The organism is Brevibacterium antiquum CNRZ 918 (assembly GCF_900169145.1).
Taxonomy (GTDB): Bacteria; Actinomycetota; Actinomycetes; order Actinomycetales; family Brevibacteriaceae; genus Brevibacterium; species Brevibacterium koreense.
Genome location: NZ_FXZD01000001.1, coordinates 139,148 through 165,122 on the forward strand (window position 1 = coordinate 139,148; position 25,975 = coordinate 165,122).

21 protein-coding genes are annotated in these 25,975 nt (G+C 63.0%); 16 read left to right on the forward strand and 5 right to left on the reverse strand.

Annotation, left to right across the window (positions count from 1 at the left end; genetic code table 11):
* Positions 1-5 precede the first annotated feature (5 nt).
* Positions 6-821 carry a L,D-transpeptidase family protein gene (locus tag BANT918_RS00600; RefSeq protein ID WP_101618507.1) on the reverse strand — a complete coding sequence of 272 codons (816 nt, stop codon included), beginning with the start codon at positions 819-821 and terminating at the stop codon, positions 6-8.
* 60 nt (positions 822-881) lie between these two features.
* Here BANT918_RS00600 and BANT918_RS17300 point away from each other — a divergent pair, with 60 nt between their 5' ends.
* The 4 genes from BANT918_RS17300 to BANT918_RS00625 all read left to right on the forward strand — a co-directional run bounded on the left by BANT918_RS17300 (position 882) and on the right by BANT918_RS00625 (position 5,868).
* Entirely contained in the window at positions 882-2,108 is a 1,227-nt protein-coding gene (locus tag BANT918_RS17300; RefSeq protein WP_167389342.1) for a DUF6636 domain-containing protein, read from the forward strand.
* Positions 2,109-2,353: 245 nt separating this feature from the next.
* Positions 2,354-4,126 (forward strand): 2-isopropylmalate synthase, encoded by a 1,773-nt coding sequence (leuA, locus tag BANT918_RS00615; protein WP_101618510.1) that lies wholly within the window; start codon positions 2,354-2,356, stop codon positions 4,124-4,126.
* A gap of 240 nt (positions 4,127-4,366) precedes the next feature.
* Positions 4,367-5,095, forward strand: a complete 729-nt coding sequence (gene recO / locus BANT918_RS00620) for a DNA repair protein RecO (protein WP_101618511.1) — start codon at positions 4,367-4,369, stop codon at positions 5,093-5,095.
* Positions 5,092-5,868: an isoprenyl transferase gene (locus tag BANT918_RS00625; RefSeq protein WP_101618512.1), complete on the forward strand. Its 777-nt coding sequence runs from the start codon at positions 5,092-5,094 to the stop codon at positions 5,866-5,868. Before recO ends, BANT918_RS00625 begins: the two co-directional genes overlap by 4 nt.
* 222 nt (positions 5,869-6,090) lie before the next feature.
* Here the strand turns inward: BANT918_RS00625 and BANT918_RS00630 are convergent, their stop codons facing one another.
* On the reverse strand, positions 6,091-7,911 hold the full coding sequence (locus BANT918_RS00630; protein ID WP_101618513.1) for a DEAD/DEAH box helicase: 1,821 nt from the start codon (positions 7,909-7,911) through the stop codon (positions 6,091-6,093).
* A 338-nt stretch (positions 7,912-8,249) separates the two neighbouring features.
* On the opposite strand from BANT918_RS00630, the gene BANT918_RS00635 reads away from it, so the two are divergent.
* Entirely contained in the window at positions 8,250-9,629 is a 1,380-nt protein-coding gene (locus BANT918_RS00635) for a glycine--tRNA ligase (protein WP_101618514.1), read from the forward strand.
* Positions 9,630-9,821: 192 nt separating this feature from the next.
* Here the strand turns inward: BANT918_RS00635 and BANT918_RS00640 are convergent, their stop codons facing one another.
* Positions 9,822-11,213 carry an aspartate aminotransferase family protein gene (locus tag BANT918_RS00640; RefSeq protein ID WP_101618515.1) on the reverse strand — a complete coding sequence of 464 codons (1,392 nt, stop codon included), beginning with the start codon at positions 11,211-11,213 and terminating at the stop codon, positions 9,822-9,824.
* A complete protein-coding gene (locus BANT918_RS00645) occupies positions 11,210-11,695 on the reverse strand; it encodes an Lrp/AsnC family transcriptional regulator (RefSeq protein WP_101618516.1) in 486 nt (161 codons plus the stop codon). The genes BANT918_RS00640 and BANT918_RS00645 overlap by 4 nt, the downstream gene beginning before the upstream one ends.
* A gap of 192 nt (positions 11,696-11,887) precedes the next feature.
* Here BANT918_RS00645 and BANT918_RS00650 point away from each other — a divergent pair, with 192 nt between their 5' ends.
* Entirely contained in the window at positions 11,888-13,216 is a 1,329-nt protein-coding gene (locus BANT918_RS00650; RefSeq protein WP_180957254.1) for a M24 family metallopeptidase, read from the forward strand.
* A 66-nt stretch (positions 13,217-13,282) separates the two neighbouring features.
* Here BANT918_RS00650 and BANT918_RS00655 read toward each other — a convergent pair whose 3' ends face one another.
* The gene (locus tag BANT918_RS00655) at positions 13,283-14,671 is read right to left on the reverse strand and encodes an L-lactate permease (RefSeq protein WP_101618517.1); all 1,389 of its coding nucleotides are present in this window, start codon (positions 14,669-14,671) and stop codon (positions 13,283-13,285) included.
* A 77-nt stretch (positions 14,672-14,748) separates the two neighbouring features.
* Here BANT918_RS00655 and BANT918_RS00660 point away from each other — a divergent pair, with 77 nt between their 5' ends.
* The 10 genes from BANT918_RS00660 to BANT918_RS00700 all read left to right on the forward strand — a co-directional run bounded on the left by BANT918_RS00660 (position 14,749) and on the right by BANT918_RS00700 (position 25,902).
* The gene (locus tag BANT918_RS00660; RefSeq protein WP_101618518.1) at positions 14,749-15,297 is read left to right on the forward strand and encodes a helix-turn-helix domain-containing protein; all 549 of its coding nucleotides are present in this window, start codon (positions 14,749-14,751) and stop codon (positions 15,295-15,297) included.
* Positions 15,298-15,495: 198 nt separating this feature from the next.
* Positions 15,496-15,858, forward strand: a complete 363-nt coding sequence (locus BANT918_RS17595; RefSeq protein ID WP_233430303.1) for an ATP-binding cassette domain-containing protein — start codon at positions 15,496-15,498, stop codon at positions 15,856-15,858.
* A 41-nt stretch (positions 15,859-15,899) separates the two neighbouring features.
* On the forward strand, positions 15,900-17,147 hold the full coding sequence (locus tag BANT918_RS00665; protein ID WP_233430324.1) for an ATP-binding cassette domain-containing protein: 1,248 nt from the start codon (positions 15,900-15,902) through the stop codon (positions 17,145-17,147).
* A 57-nt stretch (positions 17,148-17,204) separates the two neighbouring features.
* The gene (dusB, locus tag BANT918_RS00670) at positions 17,205-18,395 is read left to right on the forward strand and encodes a tRNA dihydrouridine synthase DusB (RefSeq protein WP_101618519.1); all 1,191 of its coding nucleotides are present in this window, start codon (positions 17,205-17,207) and stop codon (positions 18,393-18,395) included.
* 2 nt (positions 18,396-18,397) lie between these two features.
* Entirely contained in the window at positions 18,398-19,705 is a 1,308-nt protein-coding gene (locus BANT918_RS00675; protein WP_101618520.1) for a deoxyguanosinetriphosphate triphosphohydrolase, read from the forward strand.
* Positions 19,706-19,708: 3 nt separating this feature from the next.
* The gene (dnaG, locus tag BANT918_RS00680; protein ID WP_101618521.1) at positions 19,709-21,880 is read left to right on the forward strand and encodes a DNA primase; all 2,172 of its coding nucleotides are present in this window, start codon (positions 19,709-19,711) and stop codon (positions 21,878-21,880) included.
* 90 nt (positions 21,881-21,970) lie between these two features.
* The gene (locus BANT918_RS00685; protein ID WP_101618522.1) at positions 21,971-22,615 is read left to right on the forward strand and encodes a TetR/AcrR family transcriptional regulator; all 645 of its coding nucleotides are present in this window, start codon (positions 21,971-21,973) and stop codon (positions 22,613-22,615) included.
* Positions 22,616-22,626: 11 nt separating this feature from the next.
* On the forward strand, positions 22,627-24,393 hold the full coding sequence (locus BANT918_RS00690; protein WP_101618821.1) for a DHA2 family efflux MFS transporter permease subunit: 1,767 nt from the start codon (positions 22,627-22,629) through the stop codon (positions 24,391-24,393).
* Positions 24,335-25,300, forward strand: a complete 966-nt coding sequence (locus BANT918_RS00695) for a D-2-hydroxyacid dehydrogenase (RefSeq protein WP_101618523.1) — start codon at positions 24,335-24,337, stop codon at positions 25,298-25,300. The genes BANT918_RS00690 and BANT918_RS00695 overlap by 59 nt, the downstream gene beginning before the upstream one ends.
* The gene (locus tag BANT918_RS00700; RefSeq protein WP_101618524.1) at positions 25,297-25,902 is read left to right on the forward strand and encodes a hypothetical protein; all 606 of its coding nucleotides are present in this window, start codon (positions 25,297-25,299) and stop codon (positions 25,900-25,902) included. Before BANT918_RS00695 ends, BANT918_RS00700 begins: the two co-directional genes overlap by 4 nt.
* The last annotated feature ends 73 nt before the right edge of the window (positions 25,903-25,975 follow it).

The window sequence follows — 25,975 nt, forward strand, 5'->3', positions numbered from 1 at the left end:
TGCCTCTACTTCTGCAGCTGGGACTCAGGTCCCATGGCGATGCGCGGGTGGGCCTCGGGGTCGATGGTCTCAAGGATCCATTTGAGGTCCTTCTCCTTGAGAGTCACGCAGCCGTTCGTTCCCGAATCATGATCGAGATGCAGCCAGATCCCACCGCCCTTGTCCCACCCCAGCGGGCGGGTCCTGTCGGTGGGAGGTGTGCCCGGCACACGGTTGTAGTCGATTGCGATGATGTAGTCGAAGACCCGTTCGTATTCGGGCCCGTAGGCCACTGTCGCCGACGACGGAAGTCGATCATCCTGGGTATAGGGAAGTGCGGTCCCCGGGTCCTGTTTGTACCCGCCCGCATCGCTGAGTGTGAATACACCGATCGGTGATGTCTTGTCCCCCTCTCTGCGGTCGGCCAGCCAGCCCTTCTTCCCATTGTGGATGTCGAAGGTCTTGGCCTTCTTCCACGCCCCGTCATCGAAGGTGTAGAAACTCAGCTGCCCGGAATCGGAACTCGACTCCGCCCCGCTGGCGATGAGAACCTGAGAGGTCTCTGCGGGAATCTGTGCGGCGGTCTCCGGACCCAGCCCGGGGACCTGAACTGGGTGGGCTGGACCCGTTGCTTCGGTGGTCTCAGCCCCGGGGGGAGTCATCTGTGCGGGAGCAGCGAAATCACCGATGTCGTTGCGCTGTGCAGGTGCCGCGACCACCGCAGAATGAGCAGATGCACCGTCATCGTCTTCGCTGTCGGTCGGCGTCTGGCATGACGACAGCGTCAAGGCCAGAACAGCGACCGTCAGACCGGTCCCGGTCCGGGCTCCACCACTGAACATGAGGTCATCTTCTCACGAACCTTGAGAACACGGCGGAGGCGACTATGCGAAAATGAGCCTATGAGCATTCCACCTGTGCCGAACCAACCTCCGCGCCCTGGGCGTCGGAAGCCGGCCGAGGAGTCTCCGGATTCGATCACAACGCAGTTGTTCATCGGCCAGGACAGATCCCCTGCCGCGGATGGTTCGACTCAAGCCCTCAGCTCGGACGAGCTGGCCAGACTTCAGTCGATGGTGTCCTCCGACGGAGCCGAGGCCACCGAGGTGCTCAGTCTCGAAGAGCTGCGCCAGCTTGCCGCAGCGGAGAATCACGAATCCGCTGACAGTCACCTGCCACTGCGAAAGGTGAGGTCCGAGGACATCGCCGAGGCAGAAGCCGCCTCCGCACCGAAGCAGTGGAATCCGCAGGGCGCCTCGGCCAGGAACCTTCCGAATCCCGAACCATGGGGTGCCGATTTCGGTGCACCAGGGCCGCCTGCCCCTCAACCTCCTCCCACTGACTACCCCGGAAGCGAGTCGCACGTGCCCAACGGTGCATCACCCTATGCCCCACATGCTGCAGCCGCCTATGCGGGAAGTGGCGGCCACGGACCAGCAGGCGGAGCCTATGGGCCCGGTGGTGGCCCCGGCGGCCCCCGCAGTGGCGGATACGGCCCTGGTGGGCCCGGCGGATACGGCCCTGGTGGACCAGCCGGATACGGCCCTGGTGGACCAGCCGGCCCCGGCGGACCCCACCGACGTGAGCCCGAGACGAAGAAGGTGCCGGGCTGGCTCTGGGCCCTGGCCGTGATCGCCCTGGTGGTCGCTCTCGGCATCGTCGGATACATCGCCTGGGACGCGACGCAGGGCAAGGACGATGCCGCGTCCGACACATCCTCGCAGGGGCCCTCCGACAGTGCAGGCTCAGAGACAGGCAGCCCGACGACCTCGGCGCCGCCGGCCGCTGCCGAATCGTTCAAATCCCCGTCTGGCAACATCTCCTGCACGATCGATTCGGAGCGCAGCCGGTGCGTCATCTCATCCTTCGACTACACGGCCGGCGAGAAGCCCGATGACTGCCAGTTGGACAATTGGGGAGGTGTCGTCGTGGCCAATGAGAAGGGCGCCGGCTTCTCCTGCCGCGAGGCGCCGGGAAATTCGGGTCCCGCTCGGGTGCTCGGCTACGGCGAATCGATCACTGCCGAGGGGATGACCTGCACATCGACCCGCGAGGGCATGACGTGCAAGTCCGATGAGACCGGCGTCGGCTTCACCATTCGACGTGCCTCGGTTGATTTCCTCGACTAGGAATACCGGCCGGGGAGGGTAGCCGACTGGGCAGGTCCATGCCACCATCGACCACCTCGGCGATATCGAGACCCTGATCTTAGAATTTGGACAGGTTTGGGGCGGACGGCGCAACCAGGGCTATGTTGATTGTGTGGCTCACAGGTTGCTCCTCCTTCCTTGCCGCGACGAGTCCTGATTGGACAGCACGCTCGTCGCGGAGTTCTCCTATGCTGATGAAGCACGCGATCAATGATTGAGGAACCATGAAACTGCAGAAGCCGACCCCCATGCCATTTGGCAAATACAAGTCCTTTCAGGACCGGATCGCTCTCGACATGCGCGATCGCACCTGGCCCGACCAGCTGATCCGGAAGGCCCCGCGTTGGCTGAGCACCGATCTGCGTGACGGCAACCAGGCGCTCATCGATCCGATGACGCCCGATCGTAAGCGCAAGATGTTCGACCTCCTCGTCAAGCTCGGCTTCAAGGAGATCGAGGTCGGCTTCCCCGCAGCCAGCCAGGTCGACTTCGACTTCGTCCGCGAGATCATCGAGCAGGACGCCATTCCTGACGATGTGCGCATCTCCGTTCTCACCCAGGCCCGCGAGGACCTCATCGAACGCACGGTGGAGTCCCTCGTCGGTGCGCAGAAGCCGACCGTCCACCTCTACAACGCGACGGCGCCGGTCTTCCGCAAGGTCGTGTTCGGCTTCGACGGTGAGGGCTTCGATCAGACTCGTGACATCGCCACCCGTGGCACCCAAGCGGTCATGAAGCACGCCGAGTCGCTGCTGGGCGACGTCGACTTCGGCTACCAGTACTCACCCGAGATCTTCGTCGACACCGAACCAGAGTTCGCCCTCGACATCGTCGGCAGCGTCCTCGACACGTGGCAGCCGGGCTCGGGCCGCGAGACTGTCGTCAACCTGCCCGCCACAGTTGAGCGAGGCACCCCGAACACCTACGCCGACCAGATCGAATGGTTCTGCCGGAACATGCCCTACCGCGACGATGTGGCCGTGTCCCTGCACCCCCACAACGATCGGGGAACCGGTGTGGCGGCCGCGGAGATGGGCATCATGGCCGGTGCCGACCGGGTCGAAGGCTGCCTCTTCGGCAACGGCGAACGGACCGGAAACCTCGACCTCGTCACCGTCGCACTCAACCTCTACACCCAGGGTGTCGATCCCGAACTGGACTTCTCCGACATCGACGAAGTCATCCACACCGTCACCGAATGCAACCAGATCGGCGTCCACGAACGTCACCCCTATGGCGGTGACCTCGTCTTCACCTCGTTCTCCGGCTCGCACCAGGACGCCATCAACAAGGCGTTCGCCGACCGTGAGAAGAATGCCAACGAGCAGGGCGTGCCGGTGGACCTGATGGAATGGGACATGCCCTACCTGCCGGTCGACCCGAAGGATCTGGGCCGCTCGTACGAGGCGATCATCCGCGTGAACTCGCAGTCCGGCAAGGGCGGAGTCACCTATCTGCTCAAGAGCGAGTACGGTCTGGATCTGCCTCGCCGCATGCAGGTCGAGTTCTCCCGTGCCGTCCAGGTCCACACTGAAGGCGGGGGAGAGGTCTCCGCCGAGGAGATCCGCCGCATCTTCAACCATGAGTACCTGCCCAGCGACGATCAGGACAAGGCCTGGGGCCGGTTCCAGATCGTGGGTCTGCGCACCGACTCCGGCACGGTCGACGACTCAGGCGCCTCGGAGCGCGTCGAGGTCGACCTCATCGTCGACGGTCAGGAACGCACCTACGAAGGTCGCGGCAAGGGGCCGATCGATGCACTGGTGAAGGTGCTCATCGACAACTTCGACGTCGACGTTCGTCTCCAGGACTACACCGAGCACGCCATCGGCTCCGGTGCTGACACCATGGCAGCCGCATACGTCGAACTCGCAGTCGAGGACCGTGTGGTCTGGGGTGCCGGACTGCACTCGAACATCACCAAGGCCTCGCTCAAGGCTGTCGTGTCGGCAGTCAACCGTGCCGCCCGAGACCGCGACGGTGAGCGCGAACGCTGATCCCAGCATGCGGCACGGCTGCGCTCGATCAACGCCGCGTTCGACTATGCCGTCCCCGGCGACGTTATATTCGACGTTGGCGTTGATCGAGCCTCGACTAGCCCGCCGAGGCGGTGAGGAACGACTGCCGACGCGGCGATTGCCGCACCCGTCGAGGCACAATCGCACAATTGAAATCTCACAACTGATGCCTAAGTGCGGCGGGGATGTTTCCTCGTCGCACTCTGCGATAATGGGCGGGTGCACAATTATCGTGATGAAGGCATCGTGCTCCAGGGGCACAAGCTCGGCGAAGCTGACCGCATCGTCACCGTTCTCACCCGCAGCCACGGGCTGATCAGAGCAGTGGCGAAGGGCATTCGTCGCACCAAGTCACGTTTCGGGTCCCGGCTCGAACCCTTCATGCTCGTCGATCTGCAGTGCCATGTCGGCCGCAGCCTCGACATCGTCACCCAGGTCGAGCTGATCGAGCCCTTCGCGCGTGGCATCGGCGCGGACTATGACGCGTATTCCGCCGCGAGCGTGATGGCTGAGACTGCCGCGCGCATCACGGAGGTCGAACCCCAGTCGCGCACCCACTTCCTGCTTCTCGTCTCCGCAATCCGCTCCCTGTGCAATGGAGAGCACCCGCCGAGGTTGGCCCTCGACGCGTATCTGCTCCGGGCCATGTCCGTGGCCGGTTGGGCCCCGAGTCTGCTTGACTGCGCGCAATGCGGCAGGCCAGGTCCCCATCGCGCGTTCTCGGCTTCCCTGGGCGGAGCGGTCTGCACCACCTGCCGACCCAGCGGAGCGGCTCTGCCTGACACCGACGCACTGGAACACATGGCCGCGCTGCTCTCCGGTGACTGGCAGCGAGCGGAATCCTCGGACCTCCACGACCAGATCGACGGGTCCAAACTCGTCTCGGACTGGGTGTCATGGCACTTGGAACGCAATATCCGATCACTGAGAGTTCTGGAGAGCAGATGAGCTATCCCGCGCCTCCCCCGCACCACAGTGGAGCCCAACCCCCGCGTATCGAGTCGAAGTTCGTCCCGAATCACGTCGCGGTGGTCATGGACGGCAATGGCCGTTGGGCCAACGAGCGCGGACTGCCGCGCACCGAAGGACACAAAGCCGGGGAGGCTTCACTCCTCGAGGTCATCCACGGCGCCATCGAGATGGGTGTCGAGTATCTCTCCGCCTATGCATTCTCCACCGAGAACTGGAAGCGGTCCCCGGACGAGGTTCGGTTCCTCATGGGCTTCAACCGTGATGTCATCCGGCGTCGCCGCGATGAGCTCAATGCGCTTGGCGTGCGCATCGTGTGGGCTGGACGGCGTGGTCGCCTGTGGCGATCGGTCATCGACGAGCTCGAGTCTGCGGCCGAGATGACCAAGCACAACACCGGCCTGGTCCTCCAGTTCTGCGTCAACTACGGCGGCAGGTCGGAGATCGTCGACGCGGTCAACCAGATCACCGCCGAGGTGGCCGCCGGGAAGCTCAAACCCGGAAAGGTCAGCGAGAAGACCGTTCGCTCGCGTCTCTACGCCGCGCAGGTGCCCGACGTCGACCTGTTCCTGCGCTCCTCTGGCGAGCAGCGCACCTCGAACTTCCTGCTATGGCAGTCCGCCTACGCCGAGATGGTCTTCCAGGACGTCCTCTGGCCCGATGTCGATCGCCGTACCCTGTGGTCTGCGATCGAGGAGTACGCGCGTCGTGACCGTCGCTTCGGCGGTGCCGTCGATCGGGCGAGCTCCTAGCATTTCCGGCAGCTCCGAGGGATGTGACGGCACTCGAAGCAGCTTGACTGCCGGGCGCAGGTGGGCCTGCGCACGACGATCGCTGCGGCAGACGAGAAGAGGTCCCGCAACGAAAACGTTGCGGGACCTCTTCTCGTCTGTGAGCTCGGTGCCGAAGTCCGCTCTGCGGTTCAGCAGTGCCGGCGGCTCAGGAGCGGCAGTGACTGCGCACTGCCCAGCGCCTCAGTAGCGGTCGTGTGAGCGTTCGCCGCCGAAGCGGTCATTGCTGAACTTCTTGGCGCCTCCGCGGCGATCACCCCGGAAGCTGCGGTTATCGCCGGGCTGCTTGTCGAAGTTGCGCTTCTTGAACGGGCGAGCAGGACGGCCCGAATCGGGACGGATATCGATCGGGCGACCCTGGATCTCGGTGTTGGAGAGCTTGCGCATGACCGAGGAATCGAGGTCCTTGGGCAGATCGACCAGGGTGTGGTTCGACCGGATGTCGATGTGACCGATCTCCTTCGAGGTGAGTCCGCCTTCGTTGGCGATGGCGCCGACGACGGCACCTGGCTGCAGGCGTTCGTTGCGGCCGATGGCCAGACGGTAGGTGGTCATGTTCTCATCACGCGGACGGGACGAGCGCTCACGGCCGGGCTTGCCGTCGCGGCCCCCGGAGTCACGATCACGGCCGGGTTTGCCACGGCCGGGTTCCGGCATGGGATCGGCCTTGAGGGAGTTCGACTCGAGGACCATGGATGCCAGAGCAGCTGCGATGTCCGTCGCTGGAACATTGCGGGAGAGCTCGTACTGTTCGATGACGGTTGCGAGTTCGGTCAGCTCGGTCGTGGCAAGCACATCGTCGATGCGCTTCGTGAACTTCTCCACACGGGTGTTCGTCAGCTGTTCGACGCTGGGCATCGTCAACGGCTCGACCTTCTGCTTCGTCGCACGCTCGATGGAGCCGAGCAGGCGCTGCTCACGCGGGGTGACGAAGAGAATCGCCTCACCCGAACGTCCGGCACGGCCGGTGCGACCGATGCGGTGGACGTAGGACTCGGTGTCGTGAGGGATGTCGAAGTTGACGACCAAGGTGATGCGCTCGACATCGAGGCCGCGGGCAGCGACATCTGTGGCGACGAGAATGTCGATCTTTCCCCCGCGGAGCATGTCGATCGTGCGTTCACGAGCCTGCTGCGGAATGTCACCGTTGATCGCTGCGGCCTTGAAGCCACGGGCACGCAGCTTCTCCGCGAGCTCCTCCGTGGCCTGCTTGGTGCGGACGAACATGATGATGCCCTCGTACTCTTCGACCTCGAGGATCCGGGTCAGGGCGTCGAGCTTATGGGAGTGCTGGACCATGTGGTAGCGCTGGCGGATGTTCGCACCGCTCTGGCCCTTCGAGGCAACCCGCACTTCTTTGGGGTTGTTGAGGTATTTGCCTGTGAGGCGGTGGATCGAAGTCGGCATCGTGGCGGAGAACAGAGCCACCTGACGTGAGTCACCGGACTGGCTGAAGATCTCTTCGATGTCTTCGGCGAAGCCCATCTTAAGCATCTCGTCGGCCTCATCGAGGATGAGGTGACGGAGGCTGGCGAGCTTGAGGGATCCCTTTTTGAGGTGGTCGATGACACGACCGGGGGTTCCCACGACAACCTGAGCACCGCGCTTGAGGCCCGACAGCTGTGGGCCGTAGGCCTGGCCGCCGTAGATCGGGAGGACGGAGAAGTCGTTGAGATTCGTCGCATATGAGGTGAACGCCTCGGCGACCTGGATCGCAAGCTCACGCGTGGGGGTCAGGACCAGAGCGAAGGGGCCATCGTTGGCGCGGCCAGCCTCGGCGAGGTCGGACAGTGCAGGAAGAGCGAAAGCGGCAGTCTTGCCGGTACCCGTCTGGGCCAGGCCGATGACGTCGCGGCCGTCGACCAGTGCGGGGATCGTTTCAGCCTGGATCGGGGTCGGGGTTTCGTAGCCCTGGGCCTCGACTGCCTGGAGGACGAGCGGGTGGAGACCCAGCTCGGCGAACTTCGGTGTTGTATCGATATCGGATGTTGACACATCTGTCATGAGTTTTTCTCTCTCACGTCGGCACACACTTGATCGCAGATGACTGTAGTGGCGATCTACCCTGCGGCCGCTTGTGCAATCATCGTGAGCAATCCGGGCCGAAACCGTATGAGATCCAAGGCTTGCTTGGACAGACTTGAAAACCGTCATTACGGAGAAAGGTTTGGGTGTGCCTCAATCCTACATGCCCCACGCCCGCCGAGGTGGTACTCAGGCCCGGAGAAAGTGTGAGTTCCGTCGCCCATGGGTGAAGACCCTCGGACTGGAGCTGAACAGATAGGCTGTATCTGCGAGCCACGGCAGCCGGCCGTCGGCGAACTACCTCAAGGAGAATTAACGTGGCACAGTCCAAGTTGGATGCCGTCATCGCCCTGGCCAAACGCAGAGGATTCGTCTTCCAAGCCGGAGAGATCTATGGCGGATCCCGTTCGGCCTGGGACTACGGGCCATTGGGCGTTGAGCTCAAGGACAACATCAAGGCCCAGTGGTGGCAGACCTTCGTCCGCGGTCGTGAAGACGTTGTCGGACTCGACTCCTCCATCATCCTGCCCAAGCGCGTATGGGAGGCCTCCGGACATGTGGAGACCTTTGTCGATCCGCTCGTCGAATGCCTCAACTGCCACAAGCGCCACCGCGAGGACCACCTCGTTGAAGCCTATGAGGCCAAGCACTCCAAGGCGCCCGAGAACGGCATGGCCGACGTCGTCTGCCCCGACTGCGGAACCCGCGGACAGTGGACCGAGCCGCAGGAGTTCTCCGGCCTGGTCAAGACCTTCCTGGGCCCTGTCGACTCGGATGCAGGCCTTTACTACCTGCGCCCGGAGACCGCTCAGGGCATCTTCGTGAACTTCAACAACGTCATCACCGCGGCACGGAAGAAGCCGCCGTTCGGCATCGGCCAGATCGGCAAGGCATTCCGCAACGAGATCACTCCCGGAAACTTCATCTTCCGCACCCGCGAGTTCGAGCAGATGGAGATCGAGTACTTCGTCCGCCCCGAAGAGGCCGACGATTACTATCGCGAATGGATCGAGGCCTGCTGGAACTGGTTCCTCGATCTGGGTATCAGCGAAGACAACGTGCGTCGCCTCGATGTCCCTGAAGACGACCGGGCGCACTATTCGTCCGGCACGATCGACGTCGAGTACCGCTTCGGCTTCCAGGGGTCGGAATGGGGCGAGCTCATGGGTGTGGCCAACCGCACCGACTACGACTTGGGCACCCACACCGAGGCATCGGGCGCGAAGCTGCAGTACTTCGACCAGGCCAGCGGCGAACGCTTCACTCCTTATGTCATCGAACCTTCCTTCGGCCTGACCCGTTCGATGATGGCCTTCCTCGTCGACGCCTACACCGAGGACGAAGCCCCGAACACCAAGGGCGGAACGGACAAGCGCATCGTGCTGCGCCTCGACCCGCGCCTGGCTCCGATCAAGGCGGCCGTGCTGCCGCTGAGCCGCAACGAGAAGCTGTCCCCGCAGGCCAAGGAGCTCGCGGCTCGTCTGCGCAAGCGCTGGAACATCGATTTCGACGATGCCGGTGCGATCGGTCGTCGCTACCGTCGTCAGGACGAGATCGGCACCCCGCTGTGCATCACGTTCGACTTCGACTCGCTCGACGACAACGCGGTCACGATCCGCAAGCGTGACGACATGAGCCAGGAGCGCGTCAGCCTCGATCAGGTCGAGAACTACCTGGCCGAGCACCTCGGCGTCTGATTCGGCTGCGACGTCTGATGCGGATTTGATGTCTGGCACGGATTTGGCTTGTGCCAGATGCAGTCCAGGGCGACTGAGCTGATTCCAACAGCACGAAGCGGCCCCGACTCCTCGGATGAGGAATCGGGGCCGCTTCGGTGTGAGTGCTTGTTCAGCCTGGGGCCAGGTCGCAAGCTGCGAGCACGACGATGATCAGAGCTTCGTCCAGGCTTCGGCCAGGACGCCGCGGATGATCTGCTCCATCTCGTCGAACTCCTTCTGACCCACGGTCAGCGGAGGCGAGAGCTGGATGACTGGGTCTCCACGGTCATCGGCGCGGCAGTACAAGCCGTTTTCGTACATCTTCGCGGACACGAAGTTCTTGAGGATGCGCTCCGACTCCTCCTCGGTGAAGGACTCCTTGGTGTCGCGATCCTTGACGAGTTCGATGCCGTAGAAGAAGCCCTCACCGCGAACGTCACCGACGATCGGCAGGTCCTTGAGCTTCTCGAGCGTGAACTTGAACGCGGCTGCGTTCTCATGGACGTGGTCGTTGAGCTTCTCCTTTTCGAACACGTCGAAGTTCGCCATCGCGGCGGCACAGGCGACGGGGTGACCGCCGAAGGTGTAGCCGTGATAGAAGGTTTCTTCTCCACCGGGGCCGAACGGCTCGAACAGACGATCCGAGGCGATCATCGCACCCAGCGGAGCGTAGCCGGAGGTGATGCCCTTGGCGCTCGTGATGATGTCGGGGACATAGCCGAAGTCGTTGCAGGCGAACATGTCTCCGATGCGGCCGTAGGCGCAGATGGTTTCGTCGGAGACCATGAGCACGTCGTACTCGTCGCAGATCTCGCGCACCCGATCGAAGTATCCGGGTGGCGGCGGGAAGCAGCCGCCGGAGTTCTGCACAGGCTCGAGGAAGACGGCCGCGACCGAATCGGCACCTTCGAACTCGATGGCCTCGGCGATGCGGTCGGCTGCCCAGCGGCCGAAGGCCTTCTCATCGTGGGCGTAGGGCTGCGGCGAACGGTAGAAGTTCGTGTTGGGCACCTTGATCGCACCAGGCACCAAGGGCGCGAACTGTTCGCGCAGATCCGGCAGCGAGGTTACGGACAGGGCCCCATGTGGGGTGCCGTGGTAGGCAGTGGCACGCGAGATGATCTTGTGCTTGCCCGGCTTGCCCGTGATCTTGAAGTAGTTCTTCGCCAACTTCATCGCGGACTCGACCGAGTCACCGCCGCCGGAGGTGAGGAAGACGCGGTTGAGGTCGCCTGGGGCGAAGCTCGCCAGGCGCTCTGAGACCTCAATGGCCTGCGGGTGGGCGAAGGACCACAGCGGCATGAACGGCAGCTTCAGCGCCTGATCGTACATCGCCTTCGCGATCTCCTCGCGACCGTGGCCCACCTGGACTGTGAACAGTCCGGCCAGACCATCAAGGTACTTCTTGCCCTTGTCGTCGAAGATGTGGTGACCTTCGCCACGGGTGATGATCGGTGCTTCACCACCATTGAACAGTGACTGGTGCGGAGCCATGTGCATCCACACGTTGTTGCGGATGGCATCCTGATAGCCGGTGCCAGCTCTGGTGACATTCTCTGTCATCGCGTCCCCCAATTGTATTTTTGCTTTTCGAGTGAGAGGTACATGAAGAGCTCCGTGTCCACGACTGCGTCGATCGAACGGAGCTCTTGGTTGACGAATTCGATCAGGTGGCGATCTGATTCGCAGACTATCTCGACCAAGAGGTCGAAGGACCCCGCGGTCACGACGAGATAGTCGATCTCGTCGTATCCGTGAAGTCGGTCGGCGACCTTGGAGATATCGCCCCGAACCTTGACTCCCACCATGGCCTGTCGGGCGAAGCCCAGACTCAGAGGATCGGTGACGGCGACGATTTCCATGACGCCGGATTCGATGAGTCTGGAGACCCGCTGACGGACGGCAGCTTCCGACAGCCCGACGGATTTGCCGATGGCGGAATAGGACTTGCGTCCATCGTGCTGCAACTCGACGATGATCGCTTTCGATTTCTCGTCGAGATTGCCCAGGCGGTGATTGCTTCCGCTCGGCATCAAGTGGGCCATTCTTCACCTCCGTGATTTGGGTCTCAGCATAATCTACCATTGATTCAGGCGGAATACGCATCGGCGCATGCGAATTCAGTCGAATCTGAAAAACAATCGTTCTGGATTCGTCATGAATCCGCATTTCCACCCTCGACAACACGCGTGTCGCAGTCATTGACATGGTGTGATGCGGCTCACCAGACTGTAGTCATGAATGAGGGTGAGCTGTTCTACGCCGGAGAAGACAACCGGCCGGATGTGCAGGGAATGCGGCCCGGCGCCGAGCAGGGCCGAGCGGGGCAGGAAGTCAGGGCTCGTCCCCAGCCTCGGCCGGGCGAGGTCGACACGATCGGGGCGAACGATCTGTTCTTCTCCCCGGACGAATATCTGGGGCGCATCGCCTCGGTGCGCAATCGGATGATCGACCAGGGGCTGTCTGCGCTCATCGTCACGGACCCCGCAAATATCTACTACCTGACCGGCTACAACGCGTGGTCGTTCTACACCCCGCAGCTCCTGTTCGTTCCGGCCGCGGGTCCACTCACCCTGTTCCTGCGGGACATGGATGCCAGGGGAGCCACGCATACCTCGTGGCTGCCGCCCGAGGACATCGTCGGCTATCCCGAACGGTATGTGCAGAGGCCCCACATCCACCCGTTCGACTGGGTGTCCTTCGCGCTGCGGCAGCGCTGGGAGGTCGCCCGCGCGTCCTCCTCGCCGGTCGGAGTCGAGATGGATTCACATTTCTTCTCTCCGCGCGCTTTCCGATCGCTGGTCAACGGCGTTCCTGAGTGGAGACTGGTCGACTCCTTCGAACTGGTGAACTGGATCCGAGCGATCAAGTCCCCGGCAGAGGTTGCGCTGATGCGCACTGCCGCCGAGGTGACCACGGAATCGATGAACGCAGCGCTGGGCACGATTGGGGTCGGTGTCGCGCAGAACGAGGTGGCCGCGGAGATCGCGGCCGCGCAGGCTCGCGGGCGCGGCAGTGCCTGGGGTGACTACCCGGCCATCGTTCCGCTGCTGCCCACGGGAGAGAGTGCGGACACGCCGCACCTGAGCTGGACTAACCGCAAATTCATCGACGACGAGTCGGTGAGCATTGAGCTGGCCGGCGTCCACCGCCGTTATCACGTGCCCCTGGCGCGGACCGCCGTGGTGGGGAAGCCGAAGCAGGAGCTCATCCGTCTCGAAGGCGTCGTTGCCGAGGGGCTGGCCGCGGTGCTCGACGTCGCCGCGCCCGAGGTCCCCACCGCTGAACTTGCCCGGACGTGGAATCGGGTGTTGGCGCTGGCTGGGTTGGAGAAGCCGAGCCGTCTGGGGTACTCCATCGGGATCGGATATCCGCCCGATTGGGGCGAGCGCACGATCTCGATCAGGACCGAGGACGACCAGTTCCTCGAGGCGGGAATGACCTTCCACCTCATCTGCGGCATGTGGATGAACGGGTACGGGTACGAACTGTCGGAGTCCATCCTCATCACCGACACCGGCTGTGACACATTCACCGCGTTCCCGCGCGAGCTCATCCGGGTCTGACCTGAGCCTCGGTGATCTCGGATCCATGGCCGTCCCCCTGCCGCGCAGCTGCTCCTCGGCTTGGCCTCAGACCATGAACTGGATCCAGAGTCCGAGGCAGAGGGCATTGGCTCCAGCCACGGCCAAGGCTCGGCCCTGCACCCAGCCGATGTCACTCGCCGAGGCGGGCCCGGAGGGATCGGCCATCTGCACGGACATCGCCACACGTGGGGGAGCAGCCAGCGCAGCGAGTGAGCCGGCTGCGTTCCCTGCGGCAACCACGGGCAGGGACGAGACGTGGGATGCGGCGGCGACTGCGTCGATGGTGCCGGTGAACATGGAGTTGGCGCCGGTGTTCGAGCCGGTGACCACAGCTCCTGTGGCGGTCAGCCAGGGCGTGAGCAGGACGAGGCCGGCGGGTACCAGTGATCCGATCGCAGCGCTCATCCCGGTTGTCGTCATGATCCAACCCATGAGCATGAAGGCCGCTGTCCCTGCCCCGATGGGTGCCCAGGAGCGCACGGCAGAACGCGTGACGGTGCGCCGAGAGTCCACCGTGAACGCCGCGATTATGCAGGCGGCAGCCAACCAGAACGGGGGAGAGGCGACGATCTGAGTCAGCAGCGAAGGGAAGGTGGACTGGAGTGCGCGAGCAAGGAGCAGGCCGAGAGTCAGTGTTGCGTAGGGCAGTACAGCGATTCCCAGCCGCCGGGTGAAGCCGGTGCTGCGACGCCGGATGATGAAGAGCCCGCCCATGACTGCAATGACGAGGAGTGAGCCGATGATGCCTGCCGGGGCCATGCCGATCGCAATGCTGGCTGTCAGGATGCCCGCCCACATGAGGGCGGCGGTCGCGGCGATCCCGAGGCAGGAGACGAGGCCAGGCCGCATGATGAGGATCACCGAGGCGGCCACGATGACCACAGGGATCGCATTGATCCACGCCGTCGCGACGCCAAGCTCGTCGACGTCGAGGTCGGCCAATGCCGCCGCGACCGTCGTGCCCGGCCCCAACGCTCCCCACGGTACGGCGATGAGGCCCAGGAGTCCGAGCATCGCCGATTGACGCAGCGAGCATCCGAGCAGTCGGAGGACGGGGACTCCGATCGTCACACCGATGCCGAAGCCGGTGACTGATTCGGCGAACGGGACGATGCCGAAGACGACGAGGGCCACACCGAGCGGCCGACTGGGTGCCGCAGATTCGACCCAGGCGGAGATCTCGCCCATCGAACCCGCCGCTTCGAGGAGCCGTGCGAGCACCATGCCGAAGAGGAGGATGAGGGCGACTTCGAGGATGAGTGGAAAGTAGTCAGCACCGGATTGGAGCAGAACCGACATCGGCGTCGGAAAGAAGAGGACGACCGAGAGTCCGGCGGCGATGACCCCGGCTGTGGCGGAGATCCACGAGCTCTGCCTGAGGATGAGCAGGGCGATGGCGAGCATAATGGGGGCAAGCGCCAGCAGTGGTGTCATATGAGAAGGTCCATCATGTGAAAAGGGTACTTTGGCAGAATTCACTCTACTATTCAAGAATAATCTATGATGTCACAATGGCGAACACAGAGGACCTCGGAGCTCGAGTATTCGGCGCGCGCATCAGAGCCCGCCGCAAGTACAACGACTTCACGCTCAACGAACTCGCAGTCCGTGCCGGGATCTCACGGGCAGCCTTGTCGAAGATCGAACGCGGCGAACAGGACACGTCCGTCTCGAACGCCATGGGCCTCTCCCGCGCTCTCGGCGTCGATGTCGGAGAACTCCTCGCCCCGCCGGAGGTGTTCATCACCCCCAGTCACTCCATCCCCGCCCACAGCGCATACGGCAGGGGCACCCTGCGGCGGGACCTTCCCGCGCCGCAGGAGAACATGGAAGTCGTTCACTACAGACTTGATCCGCACTGCGAAACTGCGTCGTTCGCGGCACACCGCAGCGGCTCACGTGAGACCTTCTTCGTCCTCGCCGGCGCTATCGAAATCGTCACGATCGATCGCCGGACCACCTTGCGAGTCGGCGACTGTGCGCAGGCGCCGGGCGACGTTCCCCATCAGCTGTCCAACCCGGGTGACGAGCCGGCAGAACTCATGCTCATCATCGTCTGAGGGCTGCGGGGAGCCTCAGAGACAGCAGAATGCCCCGTGGTCTGAAAGCATCCTTGACGAAACGAACCGACCTCGGGCATCCTGGTTCTGATCCATTCCCGACGAAAGTCAGTCGCTTCGTGAAGTAATTCCTCATTTCCGCACCACGCGGGTGCATCGGACCCGCAGCGCACTTCTGTGCACGAAATGAGGTCACACATGACTGCTGCCGTATCCATCTCCACTCTCGGATACCGCCTCGGCGACGACACCGAGATCTTCACATCGCTGAGCGCCTCGATCCCGGCTGCAGCCGTCGGACTGGTCGGCGACAACGGAGTCGGCAAATCAACCCTCGCCAGGATCATCGCCGGACTGCTCAGGCCCACTGCCGGAAGCATCACCGGTGCTGAGGGCGCCGTCTACATCGATCAGCTGCTGCCGCACACCGAAGACAGCGTTGCCTCGGCGCTGGGGATCACCGACATCAGATCGGCGTTGTCGACAGCCCTGTCCGGTGAGGCCCACCCGATGACTTCGACGTCATCGGGGATGACTGGGACATCGAAGAGCGGGCGCTGAGCGCCCTGGCCGATCTCGGCCTCAACCTCGACGCCCCTGCCCTGGACCGGCGGCTGTCCACCTTCTCGGGAGGTCAGGCCATGCGCATCGGTTTGGCCAGAGCTGCGCTGGCAGGCGAGCGCTGGCTGATCCTCGACGAACCCAGCAACAATCTCGACGAGGCAGGGCGTCGACGCCTGGCCGCTCTGCTCAAGGACAGGATCGGACCGACCCTGGTGATCTCGCACGACCGCGCACTTCTGTCGACGGTCTCGACGATCGTCGAGATGACGGACCAGCTGCGGGTGTACGGAGGAGACTTCGACGACTACGAGGCCATGGTCGCTGCCGAGGAAGAGGCGAAGCTCGCCGACGTCGTCGATGCCAAGAAGGCCCTGACGATCGAGAAGCGCCAGCGCATCGAACTTGAAACGAAACTGGCCCGATCCGACCGAAAGGCGGCCAAGGACAAGGAGAACAAACGGCGGCCCAAGATCGTCATGAACGGTCTGACGGACTTCGCCCAGAAGAGCGCAGCAAAGCGACGCGGAGACAAAGCCGCCGACGAGGAGCAGGCCCGCTCCTCTGTTCGCTCTGCCAAGGACGCCCTGCGCAGGGACTCGAGCATTCGCCTGGATCTGCCGGAGACCTCGATCCATTCCGGTAAGCGAGTACTCGACATCTCCGGGGGAGTGCTGGACCAGCCGCGCACAGTGGTCGGTCCCGAGCGCATCAGGCTGACCGGTGCCAACGGCTCTGGGAAATCGACGATGTTGACAGCAATCGCCGGCCGCCAAGACACGGGCGCGCCGATCGACGAACTGTTTCCGAACATGTCGATCACAGTTCCGGTCCCGGTCGGCATCCTCGACCAGCAGTACAGACTGCCGCCGACACTGACCGTCATGGAGGCGGTGAGGGAGAACAACCCCAGTCTCGGCCCGCAGCGCGTCCACGAGGTATTGGCTGCGATGGGGCTGCGAGCGGGCCGGACCGATCAGCTGTGCTCGACCCTGTCGGGAGGGGAGCGCTTCCGTGTGGCATTGGCGAAGAGCCTGCTCCAGGATCCCGCACCGCAGCTGCTCGTCCTCGATGAGCCCGGCAACAACCTCGACCTGTCATCGCTGAGCGCTCTGGTCACGGCCCTAGACGGATTCGGCGGCGCAATGATCGTCATCACTCACGATGATCGTCTCGCCGAGGAGCTGCGACTTGACGTCGAATGGGACATTCGGGAATTTCTGGCCCTGGAAAGGGTTGATGTGGGCAGGGATGAGAATGAGACGGAGGGCTCATGCGCGCGATCGTGAGAGGACAGCCTGTGCTTGTGCAGGTCTCCCATCATTTGACGGCTCGGGGATAATGGCATGGTGAGTGTCATCAGCCCTGCCCCAGAAGCCGTATCCCCAGCCACCGCCGAGCCTCTGCGCATCGGCCCCATCGAGCTGTCCTCGCCAGTGGTGCTCGCACCGATGGCGGGAATCACCAACACAGCCTTCCGGCGCCTGTGCCGTGAGTACGGGGCTGGTCTCTACGTGACGGAGATGGTGACGTCCCGAGCCCTAGTCGAACGCAGTCCCAAGAGCATGCGCATCATCCAACACGAGCCCTTCGAGACTCCGCGTTCGGTTCAGCTCTACGGCGTCGACCCGGTCACGATCGGGCAGGCTGTGCGGATGATCGTCGAAGAGGACCGCGCCGACCACATCGACCTCAACTTCGGGTGCCCCGTACCCAAGATCACCCGGAAGGGTGGCGGCTCGGCCCTGCCGTGGAAGAAGGACCTGTTCGAAGCCATCGTCACCACGGCCGTGACCGAAGCAGACCGTGGTGGCATCCCATTGACGGTGAAGATGCGCAAAGGCATCGACAAGGACCACCAGACCTTCCTCGACGCCGGCGAGACAGCCCGCAATGCGGGGGTGGCAGCGGTCGCCCTCCACGGTCGGTCCGCAGCTGACCTGTACTCCGGCCAGGCGGACTGGGACGCCATCGCTAGACTCAAGGACCACCTCGGCGACACCGTTCCCGTTTTGGGCAACGGAGATATCTTCTCGGCCGAGGATGCACTCGACATGATGCGCCGTACAGGATGCGACGGCGTCGTCATCGGCCGTGGGTGTCAGGGACGGCCCTGGCTGTTCGGTGACCTCGCCAATGCGCTCAGCGGCAGCGATGAACGTTTCCGGCCAGGCCTCGCCGAGGTGGCCCGAGCCGTCTACAAGCACGGCGAATACCTGGCCGAATACTATGAGGACGAGTTCTACGGTGTCCGTGACCTGCGCAAACACATTGCCTGGTATTTCAAGGGCTACCCGGTCGGGGGTGACCTGCGTCGTCAGCTGGCGATGGTCTCCTCGCTCGAGGAGCTCGAGGGACTGCTGGCGCAGCTCGATCACGACGCACCGTATCCTGGTACGGATGCGGAAGGCTCCCGGGGGCGGACCACCCGCCCGAAGAAGCCGCATCTGCCCGAAGGGTGGCTTGACTCACGCATCTTCGATGTCAGCGGGAAGTCTCTGCTCTCCGAGGCGGAACTCGACATCTCGGGAGGATGACCATGCCATTCGAATCTCACCCACGCACGTCTGTGCGCTCGGGAACCGTAGCGGTATACACGCCGTGGGACGAAGAACGGTGGGTGAGCGAACCGGCAAAGAATCCGCGCCGATCGGCCTTTCAGCGCGACCGGGCACGGGTGCTGCACTCCGCTGGCCTGCGCCGACTCGGTGCCAAGACACAGGTCGTCTCACCTGGAACCGATGATTTCGTTCGGACTCGGCTCACGCATTCCCTCGAAGTCGCCCAGGTCGGACGCGAACTTGCCAGATACCTGGGCTGCGATCCTGATATCGTCGACACCGCCTGCCTGAGTCATGACCTCGGCCACCCACCATTCGGCCACCACGGCGAAACCATCCTCGACGCGCTGTGCATCGACGTCGGCGGGTTCGAAGGCAACGCGCAGACGCTGCGCCTGGTCACGCGAATCGAGCCGAAGGTGATTGCCGACGACTCTCGCCCAGCCGGGCTCAATCTGACACGGGCGAGTCTCGATGCGTTGACCAAGTACCCCTGGTCGAGGAGCGAAGCGAACGTCGGTCGGCGTGACTCCGGTGTCCGAAAGTTCGGCGTCTACGACGATGACAGAGGAGTCTTCGACTTCTATCGCGAGTGCATTGAAGATGGGAAACGCTGCATCGAAGCCCAGGTGATGGACCTTGCCGATGACATCTCCTACTCCGTCCACGACGTCGAAGACTCGATCGCCGGCGGTCACCTGCACCTGGGCGAGTTCGCTGCCGAGAACCGCCGCGGAGAGCTCTTCGACATCACCCGGAAGTGGTATCTGCCGACTACGAGTGATGAGGAGATGGACAAGGCGCTGTCAAGACTGCAGGCAGCGGCATATTGGCCCTCTGAGACCTACGACGGATCCAGGCGGGCCCAAGCAGCACTCAAGCACATGACGAGTCAGCTCATCGGACGGTTCGTCGGTGCCGCAGAAGCTGCCACTCGTGAGGAGTTCGGGTGGGAGCCCCTGGCTCGCTATGCAGCCTCCCTCGTCGTCCCCGAACCAACGGTTGTCGAGATCGCCGTTCTGAAGGGAATGGCAACTCTGACGGTGATGGTCACCGAAGATCGTCTGCGACTGCATGACATCCAGTCCGCCGTCATCACCGATCTGGCCCAGTGGTATGCCGAGGCACCGATGAATCTCGACCCGATGTTCAGGGCCGACTACTTCGAGGCTGCCGACGACGCGGCCAGGCTGCGCGTCGTCGTCGATCAGATCGCATCCTTGACCGACCACTCCGCCTGGGCGCTGTACCACCAGCTCAAAGCAGGAGCGGAGGATCGTCTCTAGACCATGGCCGGACTGATCAAACGCGAGGACATCGACGAGCTGCGCAGTCGAACCCGCATCGACGAGGTGGTAGGTGAGTTCGTCACGCTCAAGACCGCGGGAATCGGCTCGCTCAAGGGCTTGTGCCCCTTCCACGATGAGAAGACTCCCTCGTTCACCGTCCGACCCCAGGTTGGGATGTATCACTGCTTCGGCTGTGGTGAGTCCGGCGATGTCTTCGCTTTCCTGCAGAAGGTCGAACAGCTCAGCTTCGTCGAAACTGTCGAATCGTTGGCCGGCAAAATCGGGATGCATCTGCGCTACGAAGATGGCAAGGGTCCCGATCGGGAGCAGGCCAGCCGGCGACAACGGCTGCTGGAGATGCACGAGGTCGCGCAGCGCTTCTTCACACAGTCACTCGAAGGGGAGCAGGGGCAGATCGGTCGGGAGTTCCTCGAAGGCCGCGGCTTCCCCAGCAGCTCGAGTCAGGAGTTCGGCCTCGGCTTCGCACCCAAGTCCTGGGATTCGCTGACCAAGCAGCTCAAGCGTGCTGGTTTCAGCGAGGAGGAGATTCTAGCCGGTGGCTTGGCCAGTGAAGGCGGCCGCGGCATCTACGACCGTTTCCGCGGCAGAGTCGTCTGGCCCATCAAGGACATGACCTCTCGGACCATCGGCTTCGGCGCCAGACGTCTGTTCGATGACGACCAGGGGCCGAAGTATCTGAATACTCCAGAGACCGCCCTTTATCACAAGAACCAGGTGCTCTACGGGTTGGACCTGGCCAAGAAGGATATCGCGAAGACCAAGCGCGTGGTCATCGTCGAAGGCTACACGGATGTCATGGCCGCCCACCTGGCCGGTGTCACACAAGCGGTGGCCACGTGTGGAACGGCCTTCGGACCCGAACATGTGAAGATCGTGAGGCGGCTGCTCGGCGACGATCCGACGGGGCAGGTGATCTTCACCTTCGACGGAGACGCTGCGGGACAGAAAGCGGCACTGCGAGCCTTCGAGTTCGAAAGCGAGTTCACGGCTCAGACCTTCGTCGCCGTCGAACCCGATGGGCTCGACCCATGCGACCTGCGGATGCAGAAGGGGGATGGTGCGCTGCGCGAACTCATCGACGGTCGCAAGCCGCTCTTCGAGTTCGTCATCACCACCGCGATCTCTCGCTACGACCTTGACTCAGTCGAGGGCAGGATCGCTGCTGTGAAAGCCAGTGCCGAGGTCCTGGCCGATATTCGTGATCGCAACAGCCTCAGCCACTACTATCGCTTCGTCGCCGGTCGCATCGGCGTCGACATCGACGAGGTGGAATCCGCGGTCAGGGATGCCAGAAAGCGACCGAAGAAGGCGCAGTCGAACCAGAGCCGTCAGACTCAGGGCGGATCGTCGCAGGCTCCTTCCCAGGCCCCTCCGGGACCGCCGCAGGCTTCGCCCACTGGCCCGCAGGCTTCCTTCGGTGCCCCGCAGGCGCAGATGAACGCATCGCAGGGACAGGCTGCCAGGTGGAAACAGAACCGGTCGGCTCCGGGGCAGGAGCGATCCGCACAGCAGGCTCCCGGGCAGCAGACAACCGGGCACGGTCAGTATCCGGCGATCAACGGTCAACGCTCGACCACTGGGTTCGCACCCGGACCCACAGGGGCAGGCACCGGAAGAGACGACACCGCCATCGAATACGTCTACGATGAACGCCCCGACGTGTCGAACCTGTCGGCACCGATCAGCCCCGCTCGCCTCAAGACAGAGAAGGGCGCCCTGATGGTGGCGCTGCAGCATCCAGAGTTCGTCAACGCCAAACTCTTCGACTCGCTGTCCGCACGAGCCTTCGAGCACCCCGGGTATCGTCGGATCCAGTCAGCGGTCAAGGCCGCGGGAGGATTGAAGTCAGTCGGGTCCGCTGACGCAACGCGTTGGGCAGATGCCGTCCTCGACGCCAGTGCCGAGGATCTCAGGCCCTATGTCACGCAACTGCTCGTGACACCCCTGCCGGTGGCAGACGGCGTCAGTGCGGAGGGATTCGCTAGGGGCATTGTGGCCCGCCTCTTCGACTACGATCTCGAGCGGATCGCCAAGGAGCTGCATTCTCGACTGCAGCGGCAGGACACCACGGACACTGATGCGCAGACGACGCTTCTGGGGCAGCTGCAGGTCCTCGAACAGCACAGGGCGCGGTTGAAGACACTGATGTGAAGTCTGTGATTCTCGCTTGAAAACGTGAAATAGTGCACAATTGCAATTTTGCAGTTGGTGAAAAGTTGCACGAGATGCAAAAATGGTCTCATGCGTGAATCCGAACCCGAATCCCTCCGTGCCAAAAAGGCGCGTCAGACGCGTCATGCGCTGCATGACGCGGCGATTACTCGAGTTCTCGATGAGGGGCTCGAATGCGCGACGGTGGCGAACATCGCTGCCGACGTCGGCGTATCCACACGAACATTCTTCAACTACTACGCGACGAAGGAAGACGCCATCGTTGGACTCGATGAGTCCAATATCGACGCCAAGTTGGTCGATGACTACGTCCACGCCGATTCCGGAATGGGCGATCTGGCCGAGGATACTGCCCGATTCGTCCGAGAGGTGCTGCTCATGGGTTCGATGGATCCGAGTCTGCCGGCCCGGCGCAGGAAGCTGTTCGCCCGCTATCCGGAGCTGGTCAGCAAACGCTTCGATCGGGCCGAGGCTCTCGAAGAACTTGTGGCCGAACACGTGCTGGCGCGCTTGCTCGTCCTCGGGCAGAAGTTCTCCACCGAAGATTCGGCCTGGGCCAGCGCCAGGATGCTGACCCAACTGTGCCGGGTGCCCTTGAACCACGCTGGCCAGACTGTCAAGCGCTCACCCGAACGCATCGACGACACGACCGGCACACAACCACTCTTCGAAGAGTCATTGGGTCTCTTCCTCAAGGTTCTGGACCGACTATGACAAAGGCTGAAATGAGAAGTAAACAGGGACTGAGAACTGGCGAGATGGCCACGACCCCGGAAGACAGTAGTGAGCCCGAGCAGATGACGACATCTGCGATCATCCTGCTCTTCGTGGGACTGATGATCGCCATGTTCATGTTCTCCCTCAACCAGACCGTGCTGGCGACCGCCCTGCCGACGATCGTCGGTGAACTCAACGGCGTCGACCAGATGCTGTGGGTGTCCACCTCGTTCATGCTCGCCTCGACGATCATGATGCCGATCTACGGCAAGGTGGGTGACCTGTTCGGTCGCAAGCCGCTGTTCATGTTCGCGATCTGCTGCTTCCTGCTGGGCTCGGCTTTCGCCCTCATTGCAAACGATATGTCGATGCTCATCTTCGGTCGTGTCCTCCAGGGCATCGGCGGTGGCGGAATGATGATTCTGGCTCAGTCCATCATCGCTTCCGTCGTCCCGGCCCGTGAACGCGGTAAGTACATGGGCATCATGGGGTCGGCCTTCGCAGTCTCCTCGGTGGCTGGCCCCCTCATCGGTGGTTGGCTGACTGAAGGACCCGGCTGGCGCTGGGCCTTCGCAATCAACTTCCCCCTCGGCATCATCGCTCTCATCGCCGCTGCCATCTTCCTCAAGGTGCCCAAGCGCGCACACGGCCCGCGTCCGAAGATCGACGTCGTCGGAATGGCCCTCGTCTCGATTGTCACCTCCTGCATCGTCCTCGTCTCCGCGTGGGGCGGACACGACTATGAGTGGGGCTCGTGGCAGATAAACGGCCTCATCATCGTCGGCGTCCTCGCGATCGCCGGATTCATCTTCGTCGAGCTCAAGGTCAGCGAGCCAGTCATCCCGCTGTACCTGTTCAAAAACCGCGACTTCCTGCTCTGCACCATCGCGGGCCTGTTCATCGGAGTCGCGATGTTCGGCGTCCTGTCCTACATGCCCACCTACCTTCAGATGGTGCACGGTATCGACGCCACGAAGGCAGGACTGATGATGGTCCCGATGATGGGGACGATGCTCATCTCCTCGACCCTCATCGGCTTCGTCGTCTCCCGCACCGGCAAGTACAAGAAGTACCCCCTCATGGGCGTGCTGATCATAGCCGCCGCGTTGGTTCTGCTCTCGCAGCTCAAGGCCGAAAGCGCGGCATGGGAGACGATGGGCTGTCTGGCTCTGCTGGGACTCGGACTGGGCCTGAGCATGCAGACGCTCGTCCTCGTCGTCCAGAACGCCTTCCCCGTCGCCATGGTGGGAACAGCGACTGCATCGAACAACTACTTCCGACAGGTCGGCGCGACCCTGGGCATGGCCTTCATCGGGTCGGTATTCACACAGCGCCTCCTGGACAACATCAAGGACGGGATGAGCGGGCTGGCGAAGGCCAATCCCGCACAGCCGCTGCCCAAGATCTCCTCAACAGGGTTGACACCCGAGATCGTGTCGAACATGCCTGAGCCGCTGCATACCCTCATCATCACGTCGTACAATGATGCGTTGGTGCCGCTGTTCCTGTGGGTCGCGCCTCTGGCAGTCCTTGGTTTCATCTTCCTGTGCTTCCTGCCGAATACCCCGCTGGCGCAGACATTGAAGACTGACACCGCGAAACGCGAACTCGTCAGCGTGGGCACCGGCTCATCCGATAATCTCAAGGACGCTTCCGGTAGCCTCGCCGACTCATCGGATAGTCTGGCTGAGAAGGCTAGGCTGAAGGAGTCGACTCATGACGGTACTGACAATACTCAACGCCCCCGGGACAGAGATTCCCGACCAGCTCACTGACCTCGCTCGGAGGGAGGATGTCGAGCTTCGGATCGTCGAGGCCCACGAGCTGGGCTCCGCTCTGCCCGGCACCGATGTCCTCCTTCTCTGGGATTTCTTCTCAAAGGCGCTGCGCAGCGAATTCGGAACCGCCGACAGCCTGAAGTGGATCCACGCGGCCGCGGCAGGGGTTGACTCGCTGCTGTTCGACGAACTCACGGCCTCTGACGTCGTGGTCACGAATGCCCGGGGAATATTCGACCGACCGATTGCAGAATTCGTGCTCAACTACATCCTCATCCATGCGAAGAACTCGCTGCGATCGCTTGAGGATCAGCGGGATTCGGTCTGGAATCGTCGATCGACCAAGAATCTGGCCGGCTCTCATGCCATGATCGTGGGCACCGGTTCGATCGGCCGGGAGATCGCCAGGGTCCTCAGCGCCCTCGACGTCAACGTCACCGGAGCCGGCAGCCACGCTCGGACCGGAGATGCTGACTTCGGGACCGTCATCGACTCCGCGCAGCTGAGTTCTCATCTGTCCGGGGTGGACTGGGTCATCAACATCGCGCCGCTGACGGACAAAACGAAGAATCTCATCGACGCCGAGGTGTTCGCCGCCATGGACCCCAGCGCCTACTTCGTCAATGTCGGCCGTGGTGAGGGCGTGGTCACCTCCGACCTCGTCAACGCGCTCGAGACTGGCCAGATCTCTGGCGCTGGACTCGACGTCTTCGACGAAGAGCCGCTGCCCGCCGAACATCCCTTGTGGCAGGCGGACAACGTCATCGTCACCCCGCACATGAGTGGGGACACCGATGGATGGCGCATGCGTCTGGCCAACCAGTTCGTCGACCTGTTTGAGAAATACGTGGCAGGCGAGACGTTCCCGCACACGGTGGACAAGGCAGCCGGATACGTACGATGACCGAGAAGTCAGACCATGCTGCCCAGCGGGCGTTCCTCGCTCAGGTTGTCAGTGAACTCATAGCGGTGCGCCGCGCACGACTGCTGAGCATGCTCGTTTTGGCCCTCGCAATGCTCGTCGCCGGTCTCGGCGCGGCGATGCAGGCGCAGGGGACTCGGGTGGACACGGTTCTGCTGTTCTCCGCCTTCAGCCTCATCATGATTGGAATCGTGTGTGCGCTGGGTGCGATCGTCGCATGGACGAGGATCAATCGTGACGTACTTGACTCAGTCGCCTCCGCCAGACCGGCCCGTGCCCGTGCGCCCAGGAGCCGCAACGCGGGAATGGCTGTGGCGACTGGCTTTGCGGTGCTCGGTATTCTGTCCGGATGGACGCTGTTCTCGACGACACCGATCCTGGCAGTCGCTGTCGTGCTGGCATGTGCGATCCTCGCCTGTCTGGGACCGATATGGGCCAACGAACTCTCGAGCGCCGATGATCGATTCGCCGTGATTCTCGACAGTGACGACGCTCTGGCCAATCGGTTCCGCACCTATACCCCGATCTGGCTCCACGACGCGGTCGAGAATGAGAAGGCACGCCAGGGCAGAGCACGAGCCTGAGCAGCCTCCAGCCTCGCCGGCCACCGGCCGCGCCTGGACACCCCAGCAGACGTAAACAGGAGAGCACTCGAGA